The sequence below is a fragment of the Paenibacillus sp. 19GGS1-52 genome, from assembly GCF_022369515.1.
Classification (GTDB): domain Bacteria; phylum Bacillota; class Bacilli; order Paenibacillales; family Paenibacillaceae; genus Paenibacillus_AQ.
Genome location: NZ_CP059724.1, coordinates 4,075,563 through 4,092,129, shown reverse-complemented (window position 1 = coordinate 4,092,129; position 16,567 = coordinate 4,075,563). Strand labels below are relative to the sequence as shown.

The following is a 16,567-nucleotide window of genomic DNA, read 5'->3' as shown; positions in this document are numbered from 1 at the left end:
TTTAAATCAAGGAGAGGTTTCTTTTGTACATTCAATATACCATGGACCAACTTTGCTTGCCAATGGATTTAGAGGACGACATTCCAGAACATCACCTCGTTCGTATCGTCAATGCCGCCGTTAACCGGCTGGACGACGGCATTTTTGACGCGGCCTACCCAGGTGGTGGCCGTGACAGCTACCATCCTAAAATGCTGACCAAAGTCATTATTTACGCCTACACGCAGCGCATCTATTCCTCTCGCCAAATCGCCAAATCCATTCGGGAGAACATCCCCTTCATGTGGCTCGCCGGTCGGCAGCGGCCAGACTTTCGGACGTTGAATCGATTTCGTTCCCAGCGGATGAAGAACGTTCTCGAAACCGTATTTACCGCCGTGCTTCAGTTTCTGGCTGACGAAAAATACGTTTCCCTAGAGCATTACTTTGTGGACGGAACCAAAATCGAGGCGAACGCCAATCGCTACACGTTTGTTTGGGGGAAAGCCGTCAGTAAACACAAAGTCAAACTGCAAGATAAGGTGCAGGCCCTGTTCGCTGACATTGAAACGGCAGAAGAACAGGAAGAACAAGAGAATTCAGGCAAAGACCTGGCTGAACTCGGCACAGATTCCGAAGTGAGCAGCGTGAAACTTGAACAGGTGGTGCAAAAGCTCGAAGCTCAGCTGGCCCAAAAACCGAAAGACAAGCCCTTAAAAAAAGCTGTTCGGACGCTGCGCAAGGATTGGCTTCCCCGACTGCTGAAGTACGAACAATACCAAAAGCTCCTTGGTGACCGGAACAGTTTCAGTAAGACAGATCCAGATGCAACGTTTATGCGGATGAAAGAAGACCACATGCGAAATGGCCAGCTGAAACCGGGATACAATGTGCAAATCGGGACCGAAAACCAATTTATTTTAGCCTACAGTTTACACCAAAGACCGACCGACACCCGCTGTTTAGAGCCGCATATGGAAAAAGCGCAGCAGATCCTCGGAAAACTGCCCAATACAGTCATTGCGGATGCAGGCTACGGCAGCGAAGAAAACTACGCCTATCTGGAAAAGAAAGAGATTCAGGCGGTGGTGAAGTACGGCAGCTACCACAAGGAAAAGAGCAAAGCCTGGAAAGCGAATGTTGGTAAAATCGAGAACTGGACATACGATGCAGCCGAGGATAACTGGACGTGCCCCGCCGGGGAAATGCTGCATTTCCGCAGAGAAAGCAAGGAAATCTCACAGAGTGGATATGAAATTCACAAACGTCATTACCGAAGTCAGAGCTGCGAGGGCTGTCCGTTGAAGGAACGCTGCACGAAGGCAGCTGGAGATCGGGAAGTGGTTGTTAGTATGGAACGACTGCGTTACCAAAAGCAGGCTCGGGAGATCTTGCGAAGTGAGGAAGGTTACGCCCTGGCCGTACGCCGAATGACGGAACCGGAAAGTGTATTTGGACAACTGAAAAATAACCGGGGCTTCCGGCGCTTTCTGCTTCGCGGCATGGAAAAAGTGACGCTTGAGGTCGGGTGGCTTTCGCTTGCCCACAATTTACTGAAGCGAGCAGCCATAGACCAAAAACATAGAGCAGCACACCTCCAATAACAGGAGGTGTGCTGCTCTGTTGACTTTTATGCTTTTGAAATTGAAGGTGGCCTGTCTCTGCTCGTAGAAAATCTACTTTTGAGACAGCCCCTTTTAATGAGGTGATAGTACATATTGTTCTGTATTTACCTGGTACCCAGACGTCTGATGCCCAGTCTCATTACCTTATGCAGCTCTGGTGCGATGACTCCCAGCAAGATTAGTCCAACTCCCAGCCACTGCAGCTCACTTACCTGTTCATGCAAGACGAACGAAGACAGCAGCACGGCAACCGGAAGTTCAGCAGCTCCCAAAACACCCGCCATGTCTTCACCGATATGAGGGACGCCTATAGCGAATAACACAGGTGGGATGAACGCTCCGAAGAAACCGAGCAGTAATCCGAATACGAGCAGCGGCCCCCACAACAAGCCATTAAACAGAAAATAAGGTGGGAATAAAATGCATAACAGAATCAAACCACCTGTAACCATCCAGGCACTGCGGTACGCCGGGTGCACGGTGGGTACGGCTTTGCCGCTAAAAATAATGAACAAGGAATAACTAACGGCAGAAAGAAGACCCAGCAGAATCCCGAGGAAATTGAATGGTGCAGACCCTTGCTCCATAACTCCTGCAGCGAGTAAAGTTCCGCCCAGCAATACAAGCAGTGTCCAGAGCATAACTTTACTTGGGCGCTGCCGTTTGCTAACGGCCTGAATAAGCACGCTGATCCAAGTGAATTGAAATAACAATATGATAGCAAACGATGCCGGGATGTAGCGAAGTGATTGATAATACAGCAGACCGGTTACGACTGTCGGTGCTCCGGCTAACATTAGCAATAATCTCTGCTTCCAGGTTAACTTAGGTGAAATCTTGCTTGTAGCGGTGGATACACTAGCGGAACCATGCAGCTTACGCTTCTCTTTAAGCTTAGTATAAAGAACAAGTAGCCAAGAGAGTATAAATCCGGTCAAAAGCTGGCTGCCTACCACTTCACCGAGTTGATATCCCTCTCCATATGCCAGCACGACTATCGTCGATAATACGCCATAACTCATTGCTCCCATTAGAACGGACACTAAATATTTCATTTGAAACCTCCTGTAATCTGATGAACAGTCCGCAAATCAACACAAAAAATCCCAACTGCAGATGTTAAGGAATAGACATTATCCTTATCATCGTAGTTAGGAAGTATAGGCTTCCTGTAGATACCCCCACCCTGTTGCGTGCTTGCGGGGTTATACGAGAGAAATATGCAATTGTTCATGCGGCGACTGTTCATATATTACACGTCAGGTGAGCTGCTGTCAACACTTCAAAGAGGATTTCACAAACCGAGCTGATGCCCTTTCTCTAGGCGCAAAATCTGCTGTTCCCCGTTATCGGCCAGTTCTCGGAACTGATTAATCGTTTCACGCATTTTGGGAAGCGCCTCTTGTTTGTAGGTGCTAATGGAGTCTAGAGCGGATAAAACATCCGTGAAAGCCTGCTTCAGAGTGTCTGCTGAAATACTGGTTTCCAGCGATTGTTTATGGATTGCTGCGCCTTGATCTTTAAGCATTCTTGAAGTGCCACTGATTAGACTGTCGGTGGTTTGATTGAGCAGCTCAATTTTTTTTAAAACAATTCTTTGATTATAAAGGGCGCTGGCTACTGTAACTGAGATTTTCAGAGCTGACACGGTAACATTTCTGGCTCTGTCCACCCCTCGGATCAGTTCTTTGTTATTTCTAATCACCACTTCGATAGCCATGATCCCCTGTTGATTCACCACTAGCATTTGTTGCAGATCCATCACTCGCTGGCGCAATGGGAAGAGGACTTCCTCGGTAATAAAGCGAACTTTCTCTTCAGATTCACTGCGTGATTTGGCTGCTTCAATCTGCTGCTCAATCTCTTGGTCCATGAGGATACCCAGCTGGATTTCTTTTTGCAGTTTTTTGGTGAGTTCTCTAAGCGTCTGCTGCTCGATTTCCAGTGTGGTATTATCATTCTTCAGGACGGTTTTACCCTTATCGAGTGAAATAATTATATCCGAAATTACAGTATCAGCTTTTTGGTACTTGGCGAAATAACTGCGCAAGGGATTGAAGAACTTACCCAGAAGGCCGTTTTTGGCAAAATCAACAGCACTCGGGTCCAAATCCTTCAGTTGCAAATGCAGCTCCGTTAATCCCTTAGCCACTTGGCCGCCTTCGTCACCTACGCGGGAGAGATTTCCAACAGAGACTTGCAGGAGGGCATTCTTCTCCGAAGAGGAGCGCATCGTCCCCATACCGAAGCTGTCAATGGATTGCAGCACCGCTTTTCGCTTGTCCAAGGACTCTATATCCATATCCAGAATCGATGACACATTGTTTATAGCTAGTTCTTTAAGCTGGCTGACTTCCTCCGGCTCAGGTTTAATCTGTTCTTCAATCACCGATTTCAGCTTCTCCGCACTTGGCACTTCCATTGTGAATGACATTAGCATCCTCCTAAAGGTTAATAGGTATTGAACAATTACATTTGCACATTAAGCAGATTGCCGATTTTGTATACCACATCGTCCGTATCCGCATTGATATTCGCAGCCTCATTAATGCTTGAAATGCTCTCAAGGGCCTTGAGGTTGGCATTATATCCAATGGTGTAGATCGGAATTTTGTAGTTTTCAATCAAGCCTCTGATATCATCCAATGAATGACCTTCGTTCGTTTCCCCATCGCTTAACACAAAGATCAGGGGTTTAACCTCAGGGTTCTTGACCAGTTCCTCCTGCAGCATCTTTATAGCCACTGCAATACCGTCAAAAGTAGCCGTGCCACCGTTAGCCTGCAGGCTGTTAATCGCCCCGACAAACATGGATTGCTGATTCGTATCGTATTTCCCGATAGGAAGATTAATAGTAACCTCATTGGAATAGGAAACGAAGCCGATGCTATTGTCTTTTCCTAAATACTTCTGGCCTTTCAACAGCGACTCTTTCAAGCGGTTTAACGGTTCACCGGCCATGCTGCCCGATACATCAGCTACAAATACGGCTGCAATCGGTTTATTGCCGTCTTTCTTCTCTTTCCACAGCTTCTGCGCAGCGGATAAGAGGGTACCGTCAACGGGTTCAAGCTCTGAAACGTAATTATTAAGACCGTTGAATCCTTTTTTCTCAGCTAAGGTCTGATATTTGTCTTGTTCGGCAAATGCTGCAAACTTTTTGATAATTTCCAGCTTCTCTTTAGGCAAATCTCCCAAAGCGTAGAGCGGGCTGTCATGCCGTACGCCAAAAGGAGTAAAGACATAACCGCTCTTTAGGTCTGCTGCATTTACGTAGGTTTGATATTCCAACACAAAAGCATCCAGCATGCCCGTCTTCGCCGCATCGCGCATCTGTAAAGTCGTGGACGCGATAAAGGGTACATTGGCCTGGAATTTCTCGAATCCTTGAACCGCTTGTTCTCCAAGCAGGTCAGTACTGTCAAATGTAGCGAGGGCCGTTACCAGAAAATTCAGTCCCGTGGAACTGGCAAAAGGATCAGTGTACCCCATAGCCAGCTCGTTCGCCGCAATGGCATCCGTAATGGTCTTGACATTGAGTGAACCATATTTAGCTACCAGTTCGTCATATTTCTTCTTATTGGTCACAACACCGGCCACATTTCCAACAAGACGTTTGGATACAAGCTCAGTTGGAGTTCCATTGGCTTTGACCATTTCTCCCCATAACTCGTTGGAGGGTGTAAAAGCATCTGGCACGTATTTGCCGGACCTTATGTAATCGGTGGCCGTGCCCGAAGCAATCGTGCGGATTTTGACCGAAACGGACTTTCCATCCACTATTGTATTGGAATTATTGAAATCTGACGCCACTTCATTTAACCAACCGTCATTTCCGGTTCCAGATTTCTCGGTGGAAGAGAAAATCTCTACGAAGGTGTCCGTTGTATTGTCTACAGAGATGGGGAATTTGGAGATATCGGGCAATGAATCACCGACTGCAACGGGATCAAGGTCAATTTGACCTTTTACTTGTGCAGCAGTGTTCACCTTAATATTTTTGTAGAGCTTATCCAGCTGTTTAGCCGCATCTTCCGAAGATACCTCTGTTGGTGATTTTCCTAAATTTGAGGTTATGCTGATGCCAAAATAGACAAGAGCAAAGACAGCCACGGCAATAATTCCTAGGACAATAAATGGTTTACCTTTTCTGGCCATACGCATCTTCCTTTCATTGCTGATAGAGTTTCGTCTGTTTAATCAAAGCATCGATTTCCTTCATACAAGGCATGTCTTCGATAACCTTATAATCCGTATTGTCCAAAAGAGAGATCTCCAGCAGCAACTGATCCAGTTTGAGCAGAATTTCTTCATTTGCCCCCACATAGCCGCTTATGTAGCCGAAATACTCCTTGTAAAGCTCAGTTTTCTTGTGCACCAATTGATCTGATAACTTTACAGCCTTTTGCTGATTGGCGAAGAGGGAGTATTCGGAAGCATCAAACACACTAAGATTGTTAAGAATTCCCTTGATATTCAGGTAAAATAGCTTCTGAACCTCATGGATGACAGATTCAAATTTACGGTAACTCAACTCCGTAGGATCAAACCGCTGCCCCAGAACGTTTAGCAGGGTGCTTTTCTTCTTTTCAATCCGCTCCAACTGATCGATCGCAAGAGAGACCTCATTTTTCAACACTTTTACATTTCTGTATTGGGTAAGTTCGGCTATATAATCCTCAGGGGTATTCAGGTTCTTAAGGGATTTAACTGCCGGAGGTTTGAAGAGCATTGTATAACTCCCATATAGGACAACAAGAAGACTGCTAAATAATAGGGTGATGCCAGCAGCAGTCTCAAGCGTACTTTCACCGCCTATTTCCACGCCCAGCAGCCCCGGTGACAAAACAGTAATATTTAGAAAGACAACTCCCGCAATAATGCTGAGCAGTTTGGTAGGTCTATTCAGGATGTACACCTCCTCCATGAGTAATTTTCGCCAGGGGTCATTCTGCTTTAGTTTAACAGAGAATAACGGCGTTAGCTTCCTAAACTTTACCAAAATTCTCAACATACAAAGGGAAATGTTTCAAGTATCTGTTATTACGTTGCAGGATTTGTCTATGTTTCATAATTGCTTTTATAATGGCAAGGGGGGGATCAGCATGAATGGAGAGTTACACCAGTTGCTGTGGATCACAGCGTCAGGTAATGGGTTCTTGATGAGCGGAGCAGATGCATCCCATAAAGGACTGGAGCATACCGACAATCTGGAGGTGAAATTTACAGATGGCTTACATAGCTGGAAATGGTCGGAGTGGCTTGATTATCTGCGCAAGGAGGGAAGCCGCCGCCTGATGTTGTTAAGCAGCGGTATAACCATAGTGGGAGCAACGGACGAGTCACTGTGGGTTCCCGACTGGAAGCTGGATCAGCACCGTTCCAGAACAAGGTGGACGGTTACTTATACTGAACATAAGATTTCTGCTGACGACAAAGGGCAGCGCGAGTTCATCCCTTTGGCTGAATTATCTGTTAAGTTAAAAGAGTTGTTGCGGCAGATTGGACAGCTGTCTGAGGAGATCGATGAAACCTTCTGGAAAGACAGCTTTTTTGATCAAGGAATCGCCATTCTGGAAGGAACAGCTTCTGTTCCACAGTTATCTTTTGACTTGCCATCAGTCTATTCGGATCAAGCGCACCGCCTGTTGGATGCGGTCTACAAAACATGGGTGTTTGGAGGTATGGGCTCCTGGAATGACAGTCCTCCATATTCTGCTTATACCCATCATCGTGAACAGGAATATAATAAATTTTCCGCGGAGCTGTACGAAACCTTGCTGCAATGTGCCCGGGGTGCTGTGAATTCCGTTGTGCTAACGTAGCGCAACCCCGATGGCAATCGCTGGCGACGACGCCGGATCAAGCAATTTCATCAGCTTCAGCAGATTGCTCTCGGACATGGCAATGCAACCGGCGGTTGGTTTATTTGCTGCCCTCCAGACATGAAGAAAGATTGCGCTCCCTTTCCCAGGGACGATGGGATTGTCATTGTAACGCAAGACGATTGCGTATTTGTATAAGGGTTGCAGAAGTCGTTCATACGAGTCCCAGCGTTGGTCTGGATTACCGGAGTAGGATACCCATTGGTTATATTGTACGGAAGTGCGATCATCAACCCAATAATCAGTTTTGGTTGTCCGTATATATGGAAGCCTAAGTCCTTGGGGCTTCACTGCCGTGCCGAAAGCCTGACCAAGCGGAAAGACTCCGGAAGGCGTCCGCCCGTCACCTTCCTTGGTCTTTCCAATGCCATTAGGGCCAATAGTTACAGGGATGGCGGAAAGAATGGAGGTCCATTTCCCGTCCCGTTTCTCCCGCAAGGAGAGCAATCCCGATGGCGAGAGAACGGATTTCGTCTCGACCACGACGATCTGGCTGGCTTTCAGAAGGTCGGCTTTGTAGGGCCAGGATGCAGAGAAACTTGCTGCGGAGGCATTGGAAAGAGGGAGGTTTATAAAGATCAGAATAGCCAGAAGAACGGTCATTATAGCGGGTGACCCATATTTTAAACCAGGGTTGGCCATGTGCTTCCTCTTTTCTTTGACTTTCGTCGTTGAAACCTATGATAGTTAGAATACTATCATATTGAGATGCTATCGGACGCGTTAATAACCTATTATTTAAAGAAATAGGCATAATTATGGCCCACACTCTTAATGAAGTGGGGGATTTTTTGCTCACTAATATGTGCTCGTTGCACTCATTCAGTATAAGATTGCTGGCGTTATGGATATAGCGTTTATGGAACAAGGATTACATGCCATTTGCCCAGCATTGCTCCTAATCCAGTAATTGGATACGTTAGTTGCTGATCCTAAATCTGTCCGCTGATTATAGGAGATTAATCTCTGATTGGAGCCGTTTGAGTTGCATTTAATAACACAGGATGGGGAGTCATCTGACGATCAAGATTATATTTTAACATTTATTAGTTACCTCCGATAATTTGGTACATAACCTACACCATTCTATTCTCCAGCTATATCAATGTGCATCAATGACAAGATTCGGTGAATATCAGGAAACGTAATACTTTCGTAATGGTTTTCTAATGCTTTCGCAAGAGGTTCGTTCTTGTATGGTTAGCTTTGTTCGTTAAGATGATTGGCAGATAGACAAATACTTACTAATTCAGAGGAGGAGATTTACGTGAAAAAAGGAATCTTAGCTGTACTATTCTTGGGGGTTATATTGATGCTCAGTGCCTGCAACTCGAATAAGAACGATATGAATAAGGGGAACACGAACGTTATGTCTAACACTAACACTGAAATGAAGGGGAATATGAACGGCGAAGAAATGGATGGCGCGAATATGAAGGATAAGGACATGAACGACGAAAACATGATGAATGAGGAGATGACGGACAAATAAAAGAGCGCAGAAGGTGCTGGGGTCGTACAAGTATGACAATAACGATATAATGTAGCTACTAAATTGGATACGAGCAAAACGGGAGGAACCAGTCGTGAGCGCCAAAATAATTATAGCCGATGATGAACGAATTATTACCGATGTATGCCGCCGTTATTTGGAGCGTGAGGGCTGGACAGTTTGGGTGGCAGCAGATGGTGAGGAAGCGCTGCGCCTCTGGAGTGATCAACGTCCGGATTTACTCGTGCTCGATTTGATGATGCCGAAGCTGAGCGGAATTGAGGTGTGCGAACGGATTCGGCAAGTGGAGGAAACTCCAATAATTATGTTGACGGCTCGGGGAGAAGAAGCTGACCGGCTGCTTGGACTAACCATGGGTGCGGATGATTATATTACAAAGCCGTTCAGTCCAAGAGAGCTTGTGCTGCGAGTTAAAAATATTTTGAGAAGAACGGGCGTTTATGCACGTGCTGCAGCAAATAAAGAGCTTACGGTATTTCCTAACGCTGGTGAAACGGAACAGCCGCCGATCTTTTTTGACGGATTATCTATATTCCCACAAGAAAGACGGGTAACGGTTAGAGGAACTGAGGCGGAACTGACGGCTACAGAGTTTGATTTGCTGCATCTTTTAGCTAACTACCCGGGTAAAGTGTTCTCGCGTAGTCAACTATTGAATCAAATTTGGGATGTCGCTTACGACGGGGATACTACAACCGTTACAGTACATGTTCGCCGTCTGCGTGAGAAAATTGAAGACAATCCGTCGGAGCCTGCCTGGATTAAGACGGTGTGGGGAATCGGTTATAAGTTGGAAGGCAAGGGTGTGAGCGAATGAAGCTTCGTACCTATTTGTTGCTCGCAAATACGATCAGTATTGCGTTTATCATTATTTTGCTGGTAGCCTTTTACCGTTATATGCTGTTGTCGATGGGCCAGTTTATTTGGCTGACAACTGCGACAATTGGAGCGGGAGTGGTGTCGGTACTTCTGCACTTCCTTCTATTGCGGCCGCTTGAGGCGGCGGTGCGTCGAATTGGGGAAGGGGCCAGGCGCATAGCGGCAGGGGATTTGCAGGCTCGAATTGAACATTCGGGATTAAAGGAGTTCAAGCAGCTTGCCGATCAGTTTAATCATATGGGCAGCAGCCTGGAGGAAAGCTTCCGCCAGGTGAAGGCTGCGGAGTCGGCACAGAGAGAGCTTGTGGCCAATATGGCGCATGATCTGCGAACCCCACTCGCATCGGTACAATCCTATGTGGAGGCGTTAGAGGATGACATCATTCAGGATGAGGGGACATTCCGCAATTATCTGGCGACCATTCGCACAGAGACGGTCAGACTAGGCATTTTGATTCAGGACTTGTTCGAATTATCAACGCTTGATAAAGTGAGGCAGGAACCTGAGGAACTGAAGTTATCGATTGCTGAGGATGTTCTTGTTGAATTATTGCCGCGGTTTACGAAGCCCATGGATATGAAGTCATTGCAGTTTAACGTGAAGCTGCCTGACCGGCCGCTGAGGTTGCGAATAGCACCAAGGCATCTGCAGCGAATCTTACAGAATCTGCTCGAAAATGCAATAAGGCATTCGCCAAAAGACGGAAAGCTCTCTATAACTGCTGAAGAATTAGAAGATAAAGGTGGAATGATCGTCAGGTTTACTGTATCCGATGAAGGAGAGGGTATCTCGGTTGAAGAACGAGAACTTATATTCGAACGCTTCTACCGCTCCGATCATTCACGAAGCCGAGAGGGAGGCGGCGCTGGATTAGGACTGTCTATCGCAAAGCTTTTAGTCGAGCAAAATGGAGGTCGGATTGGCGTCTTGCAAGCATCCCCGCAGGGGAGTGAATTTTGGTTTACACTCGAAGTATTTAAGGAAGAGTGGACAGGAGGCGGTAGATGAATGAGTGGAATGTTGGATCGAATTCGCAAGGGCTATGGGAAGAAGCTGATCTCTCTTCATATGTGGAACGGCTGGATAGTCTTGATCCTAGCATTGACCGGACTTATTCTCATCGGCGGGTTCTGGCGAGGGTTCCTCGGTGAGGGACGAGTCTGGATTAAATGGCTGCATATTGGTGTAGGTATTGCCTCCATCCTTCCAGTTATTTACTATTTATTGTTAGCGACAAAGCATTGGAAGCAACTGAAGAAGAAGCCCTGGCAGCGATTTAATGTACTAGTTGTGCTGGGGTTTCTGTTAGGCTGGTTTGGTTCGGGTGTTCTGTTATGGCAGTTCAAATTGGTAGGACCAGAAGTATCGAATGTTGCATTAGTCGTACATGATTTGCTTACATGGATTGGACTTCCCTATATTATTTATCATTCTATTACACGGCTAAAATGGCTGAAGGAACCAAACCGTCGAACCGTCAAAGAGAAGGAGAACCGTCCGGCGGTGCTACAACCGGCCGCACCACAGGCCATGTATACACGAAGAGCTTTTGTCCGCGGGGCGATCGGTGTGGGTCTTGCAGTTACGCTAGGACCCTCTTTTCTGAAGTGGGTGGGTAATTCGCTTGGCGGCATCGGCGGGAGTCAAACGCTTGATAAGCTGATCGAAGACAACGCCAACAGACTGATCCCGAATCCGATACCCCTGCCAGCATCGACTCTACCTTTAGGTGGTGGCGCTCAAGGACATTTCCGCGTGTATACAGTGACGCCGATTCCTTCATTTACGAATGAGAACTGGTCGTTTACGATCGACGGACTTGTTGACAAGCCCTTCAAATGGAATTGGGAACAGTTTGTGGAGCAGAAGCGTTTGGTGCAGATCAGCGATTTTCACTGCGTGACGGGCTGGTCCGTTTACAAGAACACATGGGAGGGCATTCCCCTGAAAATGCTGCTGAAGCAAGCTGGCGTAAAGTCGAATGCCCGTACGGTGAAATTTTATTCCGGAGATGGTGTTTACACAGATTCACTAACGCTGGATCAAGCAGATTTGGATGATGTCATGGTTGCAGTGATGCATGATGGCAAGCCCATACCAAGTGATCTTGGCGGACCTATCCGGCTCATCGTGCCGAAAATGTATGCTTACAAGTCCGTTAAATGGCTGAACCGAATCGAACTGATTGAAGACGATTATGTCGGGTATTGGGAAGCAAGGGGTTATGCGAAAGACGCTTGGGTATAATGTTATGCGATAGTTAAGGTCACATTGCCTTTTTTATGTCCTTGTTCAACATAGGCATAAGCTTCGGCAGTCTGTGATAACGGAAAGCGTTTATCTATAACTGATTTTAGCTTCCCCGCTTCAACAAGCTCTCTTAGGAAGACTAGATTTTCTTTATTCTGCTTTAAGCCCGCTGCCGTGAACATTGCTTTTTTGCTGCCGATTTTTGAAGTCCATAACATTTGGAGCATGATTCCTAGGGTTGGAGCAGTTGTGAGATAGACTCCGCTGTGTGTTAGGGAGCTTTTGCAACGTGAATATGAATTCTTGCCTACCGCATCGAAAATGATATCATAAGTCAGACCATTTTTGGTGAAGTCCTCTGTGGTATAGTCAATTACCTGATCGGCTCCTAGCGATTTCACTAAGTCTACATTCGTGGTACTGCATACCCCGGTAACTTCTGCCCCAAAAATCTTCGCAAGCTGCACTGCATAAGCACCAACCGAACCGGAAGCGCCGTTGATGAGAACTTGTTGCCCGCGTTGAATCTTTGCCGCATCTCGTAGAAAAATAAATGCCGTTAACGCTCCATCACAGATGCCGACAGCTTCTTCGTAGCTCATATTGGCTGGTTTAAGGGCCAAGGGATCGCCTTCAGGCAGACATTTGTACTCGGCATGCGCCCCAAAGCTACGTGGACTTACGCCAAAAACCTGGTCACCTTCTTTGAATAATTTCACGTTTTTACCTATGGATTCGATTTCCCCGGATAATTCAACCCCTAATATCGCATATTTGGGTCTTCTGAGACCATACAGAAATCTAACCATAAAGGGGTCAGCCTTTCGAAAAGCACAGTCAGAGGGCGTCACGATTGCTGCATGTATTCTTATACGTATTTCATCATCTTTAGGAATAGGTCGGTCAACCTCTTTGAGCTGAAGAACATCCGGTGTTCCGTATTTTGTACATACAATCGCTTGCATCCTTATTCCTCCTTATTTCCTATAAAAAAAACTTCTTCGAGCGGTGAGTTGAATACGAGCGCAATCCGAAAGGCCAATTCCAGCGAAGGGGAGTATTTTTCTTTTTCGATGGCTACGATCGTTTGTCGAGTCACACCTACTTGTTCCGCCAATTGCTGTTGGGTCATCTCATGATGCTCAAAACGTAATTTGCGAACGTTACTGCGAATCAGCAATTTGTCCATCTTTAGACACCTCTCCGATAAAGATAGAGCTGTGTGATTACTCCAGCCACTTCTGACACCAACCCTGAGAAGATAAGGATGATGAACATCGTTGAGGGCGGCATTTCTATGACCAATGATCCCATGGATACAAGAAAGCCAAGAACAAACACATAATGTGAATTTCTGGTCGCCTTCAACTCAATTAATTTGTCTAACTCATCGGAAAAAGAAGGCTCAATTTCATTCGTAGTTATTCTGTTGATGATATTAAATACAATAGTGATGATGATCTTAACTACAATGGATACCGGGATTAAGATCAGGATGCTGGCTCCCCAAAAGTGGAAGGTGTCTGTCGAATCCATGCTCTCTTGATGCACTTGAAATACATAGGAACAATAGAATCCAAAGATCAGTAAGGTGCTGAGTAGAGATACGATGTTCTTTTTTTCTTGATAGGACATTTTCTGCTCCTCCTCTAGTGTTGGATTTACTTTTAGTAATGTTATTTGTACATAATGTAACTCAAAGCATACATAATGTAAAGTATTTCATACATTGAATTGCAAAATAATTCTTATTAAATGCAGAAGGAGGAGTATTCTGGATAGTGTCGAATGAAGTACGAGTCTAAACTCTCTGGCTACTGATAACGGAGTTACCAAATTATACAGCGGCGATCCTTGGCCTAACTGATAGGAGTTCATCATGCGTGTAAAAATGAGTGTTATCACCTTAGTTATCATGAGCTTATTGATGTCAGGCAGCGTAATTAATATAGCGAATGCTGATACTAAGGATAAGCCTGTAATTTGCATAGATGCGGGTCACCAAAGCAAAGGGAATAACACCAAAGAGCCAGTAGCACCAGGAAGCAAAACGTTAAAACCAAAGGTGTCCAGTGGTACGCAAGGTGTGGCTACGGGTAAACCTGAATTCAAACTTACCTTAGAAGTAGCATCGAAGCTGGAGCAAGTCCTTCAGAAGGATTACAAGGTTATTATGATACGTCGAAGCAACAACGTTAATATATCAAATAGCGAGCGGGCCACACGGTGTAATAAGGCAGGTGCTGATCTTACCCTTAGATTACATGCTGATGGTAGCGACAATCGCAGTGTACAAGGCATGTCATTTCTCTACCCTTCACTTTCCAGCTCATCTACCAAGAATATTGCCCCACAAAGTCTGGAGATCGTCAAGGTTCTGTCCCAAGCAGTGCTTAAGGAAACGAAAGCGACATCGCGTGGATTAGTACCGCGGAGTGACCTCACCGGATTCAATTGGTCCAAAGTACCTGTTGTGCTAATCGAAATGGGCTTCATGACGAACCGAAAAGAGGATGTGAAGTTAAGCGAGCCAACATATCAGGACTTAATTGTTCAAGGAATAAAAAAAGGATTAGATTCGTATTTTAAAATTACAGTGAAAAAATAGAACTGGAATCAATTCAATTCTGGATTGAGAATAACGTGGAATACCGGACATCACAAAAACCGCAGGGGCTATGTTAAGCCCCTGCGGTTTTTGTGTTTAGCCGAATAGAGTAGGAATAGATAGCTTATTGTGCGGTTACGAATTCTGCAGCTTTAATACCGGCTTGGCGACCGAAGATTATGATTTCTGCAACAGAGTTGCCGCCGATCCGATTCTGACCGTGTAAGCCGCCTGTAACTTCGCCTGCCGCGAATAGGCCAGGAATAGCTGCACCTGCTTTATTTAACACTTCTGTGTTGGTGTTGATGACTACGCCGCCCATCGTGTAATGAATTCCAGGTCCGATTTTAATTGCGTAGTATGGCGCGCCGGACAAGTCATTGTCCATGCCTGTCGTTCTGCCAAATTCGGCATCCTTTTTATTCTTCACAGCGCTGTTCCATGTATCCAGTGTAGTTTGCAGCTGTTCTGCAGGAACATTAATTTCTTTTGCCAATGCCCCGATAGTATCCCCTTGGATTACGAAGCCCATTTTTTCATACTGTTCAATTGCTTTAACACGGGTTTTTACGCCGGAATCAAATATTAGAATGGCCGCTTTTTCAGGAAGTGTATTGATTGCCGCTGTAACTTTATCACGCGTATCCATTTCGTTCGTGAAACGTTTGCCTTCACTTGAAATAAGAAGAGCTCCTTCACCGCGAACAGCTTCTCCTATGAGATAGGATTTTTCTTGCTGTACCGTAGGGTGAACTTGAATTTGATCCATATCAACGGTTGTGCCGCCGACTTTCTCAATCATCTTGATGCCATCTCCGGTGCTGCCTATCTGGTTAGTGGTCACGTAACCTGCCAAATCAGGTCTGACCTCGGTAATCATCTCCATATTGGCACCGAAACCGCCAGTTGTTACAATAACTGCATTTGAAGTGATATTTTTCTCATCTGCTTGATTAAAAAGCACTTTGACGCCATTTATTTTGCCGTCTTGTTCAGTGATTTCCTTAACATCGGCGTTCACAAACAGTGGGATACCTTTTTCTTGTAAGTTTTTTACCAGACCTTTGACAAGGTATTGACCTACCGCCGATCCGTCTTCAGGACGGTGTGTGCGCTTTTCGTTCATGCCGCCAGTAATGGTGATATTATTCAAGCGAATTCCAATGGAATCCAGCCATTCGATTGCACTTGCGGAATTGTCAACGAAGAAACGAAGCATCTCCTTATTGTTGGTACCATGACCGCCTTTTAATGACTCTTCATAAAATAAATCATTGCTGTCTTTAATGCCTTGCTCTTTTTGGAATTTGGTCTCAGAAGCGTTCATCCCTGAAGAGGATTTGTTTGTATTCCCGCCAACAACCGGCATTTTCTCAAAAATAACCGGGTTCAGGCCTTTTTCTTTGGCCTCCAGGGCAGCAGACATGCCCGCACCGCCTGAACCGATAATGATGATATCGTATTTATCTTTTAATTGATCATACGGTGTATAACTTGCTTCAGATGCTCCTGAAACGCCCTCAACTTTTTCAACTTTGCTGGTCTCATTGTCCTTGCTCTGTTTCTCATTGCCATTCCCGTTGCCGCATCCTGCGATCACGAGCATGACTGAGAGAATGAGAGTAAGGGCAGCGGCTGCTGTCTTCTTCATTTTATAATCTCGCCCCTTTGTGCATATTTTCACAATAAGCATAGCGGAAAGGTTCCTGCCCTTGGAAGCATTAGTAATTAAAGAAAGGGTTAAGTAATTAAAGTAAGCGGAGCGAGGCTTTATCTTGACGACAATTAGTAGGCTATGCTATTATCTGTTTTATATTAAAGGCAATGT

Annotated in this window: 16 protein-coding genes; 7 read left to right on the top strand and 9 right to left on the bottom strand. The window is 45.6% G+C overall.

Features of this window, described 5'->3' with window-relative positions:
• Positions 1-23 precede the first annotated feature (23 nt).
• Positions 24-1,583: an IS1182 family transposase gene (locus H1230_RS19170; RefSeq protein WP_239711516.1), complete on the top strand. Its 1,560-nt coding sequence runs from the start codon at positions 24-26 to the stop codon at positions 1,581-1,583.
• Positions 1,584-1,708: 125 nt separating this feature from the next.
• Here the strand turns inward: H1230_RS19170 and H1230_RS19165 are convergent, their stop codons facing one another.
• The 4 genes from H1230_RS19165 to H1230_RS19150 all read right to left on the bottom strand — a co-directional run bounded on the left by H1230_RS19165 (position 1,709) and on the right by H1230_RS19150 (position 6,531).
• Positions 1,709-2,659, bottom strand: coding sequence for an EamA family transporter (locus H1230_RS19165; protein ID WP_239711515.1), 951 nt, complete (start codon positions 2,657-2,659; stop codon positions 1,709-1,711).
• A gap of 239 nt (positions 2,660-2,898) precedes the next feature.
• Positions 2,899-4,038, bottom strand: coding sequence for a toxic anion resistance protein (locus H1230_RS19160; RefSeq protein WP_239711514.1), 1,140 nt, complete (start codon positions 4,036-4,038; stop codon positions 2,899-2,901).
• A 35-nt stretch (positions 4,039-4,073) separates the two neighbouring features.
• A complete protein-coding gene (locus H1230_RS19155) occupies positions 4,074-5,762 on the bottom strand; it encodes a vWA domain-containing protein (protein ID WP_239711513.1) in 1,689 nt (562 codons plus the stop codon).
• 13 nt (positions 5,763-5,775) lie between these two features.
• The gene (locus H1230_RS19150) at positions 5,776-6,531 is read right to left on the bottom strand and encodes a hypothetical protein (RefSeq protein ID WP_239711512.1); all 756 of its coding nucleotides are present in this window, start codon (positions 6,529-6,531) and stop codon (positions 5,776-5,778) included.
• Between the two features lie 178 nt (positions 6,532-6,709).
• On the opposite strand from H1230_RS19150, the gene H1230_RS19145 reads away from it, so the two are divergent.
• Complete coding sequence (locus H1230_RS19145; protein ID WP_239711511.1) at positions 6,710-7,429, top strand: hypothetical protein; 720 nt, start codon at positions 6,710-6,712, stop codon at positions 7,427-7,429.
• Here the strand turns inward: H1230_RS19145 and H1230_RS19140 are convergent.
• Positions 7,421-8,131: a L,D-transpeptidase family protein gene (locus H1230_RS19140; RefSeq protein WP_239711510.1), complete on the bottom strand. Its 711-nt coding sequence runs from the start codon at positions 8,129-8,131 to the stop codon at positions 7,421-7,423. The genes H1230_RS19145 and H1230_RS19140 overlap by 9 nt on opposite strands.
• Before the next feature lie 625 nt (positions 8,132-8,756).
• On the opposite strand from H1230_RS19140, the gene H1230_RS19135 reads away from it, so the two are divergent.
• From H1230_RS19135 to H1230_RS19120, 4 genes are all read left to right on the top strand, one after another.
• Positions 8,757-8,981 carry a hypothetical protein gene (locus tag H1230_RS19135; protein WP_239711509.1) on the top strand — a complete coding sequence of 75 codons (225 nt, stop codon included), beginning with the start codon at positions 8,757-8,759 and terminating at the stop codon, positions 8,979-8,981.
• Between the two features lie 94 nt (positions 8,982-9,075).
• Entirely contained in the window at positions 9,076-9,819 is a 744-nt protein-coding gene (locus H1230_RS19130; RefSeq protein ID WP_239711508.1) for a response regulator transcription factor, read from the top strand.
• A complete protein-coding gene (locus tag H1230_RS19125) occupies positions 9,816-10,889 on the top strand; it encodes a sensor histidine kinase (RefSeq protein ID WP_239711507.1) in 1,074 nt (357 codons plus the stop codon). Before H1230_RS19130 ends, H1230_RS19125 begins: the two co-directional genes overlap by 4 nt.
• A complete protein-coding gene (locus tag H1230_RS19120; protein ID WP_239711506.1) occupies positions 10,890-12,128 on the top strand; it encodes a molybdopterin-dependent oxidoreductase in 1,239 nt (412 codons plus the stop codon).
• A 2-nt stretch (positions 12,129-12,130) separates the two neighbouring features.
• Here H1230_RS19120 and H1230_RS19115 read toward each other — a convergent pair whose 3' ends face one another.
• Genes H1230_RS19115 through H1230_RS19105 form a run of 3 tightly spaced genes read right to left on the bottom strand, consistent with a single transcriptional unit; the run spans position 12,131 to position 13,766 of the window.
• Positions 12,131-13,096, bottom strand: coding sequence for an NAD(P)-dependent alcohol dehydrogenase (locus H1230_RS19115; RefSeq protein ID WP_239711505.1), 966 nt, complete (start codon positions 13,094-13,096; stop codon positions 12,131-12,133).
• 2 nt (positions 13,097-13,098) lie between these two features.
• Positions 13,099-13,320, bottom strand: a complete 222-nt coding sequence (locus H1230_RS19110) for a helix-turn-helix transcriptional regulator (RefSeq protein ID WP_239711504.1) — start codon at positions 13,318-13,320, stop codon at positions 13,099-13,101.
• 2 nt (positions 13,321-13,322) lie between these two features.
• Complete coding sequence (locus H1230_RS19105; protein ID WP_239711503.1) at positions 13,323-13,766, bottom strand: hypothetical protein; 444 nt, start codon at positions 13,764-13,766, stop codon at positions 13,323-13,325.
• Positions 13,767-14,010: 244 nt separating this feature from the next.
• Between H1230_RS19105 and H1230_RS19100 the strand changes: the two genes are divergently transcribed.
• Positions 14,011-14,739, top strand: a complete 729-nt coding sequence (locus tag H1230_RS19100; protein ID WP_239711502.1) for an N-acetylmuramoyl-L-alanine amidase — start codon at positions 14,011-14,013, stop codon at positions 14,737-14,739.
• Between the two features lie 124 nt (positions 14,740-14,863).
• On the opposite strand, the gene H1230_RS19095 is transcribed toward H1230_RS19100, so the two are convergent.
• Entirely contained in the window at positions 14,864-16,390 is a 1,527-nt protein-coding gene (locus tag H1230_RS19095) for a flavocytochrome c (protein WP_239711501.1), read from the bottom strand.
• Between the last annotated feature and the right edge of the window lie 177 nt (positions 16,391-16,567).

Excerpts from the sequence above, each read along its gene's own strand:
- H1230_RS19165 (WP_239711515.1), bottom strand. The coding sequence starts at position 2,659 with ATGAAATATTTAGTGTCCGTTCTAATGGGAGCAATGAGTTATGGCGTA.
- H1230_RS19100 (WP_239711502.1), top strand. The coding sequence starts at position 14,011 with ATGCGTGTAAAAATGAGTGTTATCACCTTAGTTATCATGAGCTTATTG.
- H1230_RS19155 (WP_239711513.1), bottom strand. The coding sequence starts at position 5,762 with ATGGCCAGAAAAGGTAAACCATTTATTGTCCTAGGAATTATTGCCGTG.
- H1230_RS19160 (WP_239711514.1), bottom strand. The coding sequence starts at position 4,038 with ATGTCATTCACAATGGAAGTGCCAAGTGCGGAGAAGCTGAAATCGGTG.
- H1230_RS19115 (WP_239711505.1), bottom strand. The coding sequence starts at position 13,096 with ATGCAAGCGATTGTATGTACAAAATACGGAACACCGGATGTTCTTCAG.
- H1230_RS19105 (WP_239711503.1), bottom strand. The coding sequence starts at position 13,766 with ATGTCCTATCAAGAAAAAAAGAACATCGTATCTCTACTCAGCACCTTA.
- H1230_RS19095 (WP_239711501.1), bottom strand. The coding sequence starts at position 16,390 with ATGAAGAAGACAGCAGCCGCTGCCCTTACTCTCATTCTCTCAGTCATG.
- H1230_RS19120 (WP_239711506.1), top strand. The coding sequence starts at position 10,890 with ATGAGTGGAATGTTGGATCGAATTCGCAAGGGCTATGGGAAGAAGCTG.
- H1230_RS19140 (WP_239711510.1), bottom strand. The coding sequence starts at position 8,131 with ATGGCCAACCCTGGTTTAAAATATGGGTCACCCGCTATAATGACCGTT.
- H1230_RS19110 (WP_239711504.1), bottom strand. The coding sequence starts at position 13,320 with ATGGACAAATTGCTGATTCGCAGTAACGTTCGCAAATTACGTTTTGAG.
- H1230_RS19145 (WP_239711511.1), top strand. The coding sequence starts at position 6,710 with ATGAATGGAGAGTTACACCAGTTGCTGTGGATCACAGCGTCAGGTAAT.
- H1230_RS19150 (WP_239711512.1), bottom strand. The coding sequence starts at position 6,531 with ATGGAGGAGGTGTACATCCTGAATAGACCTACCAAACTGCTCAGCATT.
- H1230_RS19125 (WP_239711507.1), top strand. The coding sequence starts at position 9,816 with ATGAAGCTTCGTACCTATTTGTTGCTCGCAAATACGATCAGTATTGCG.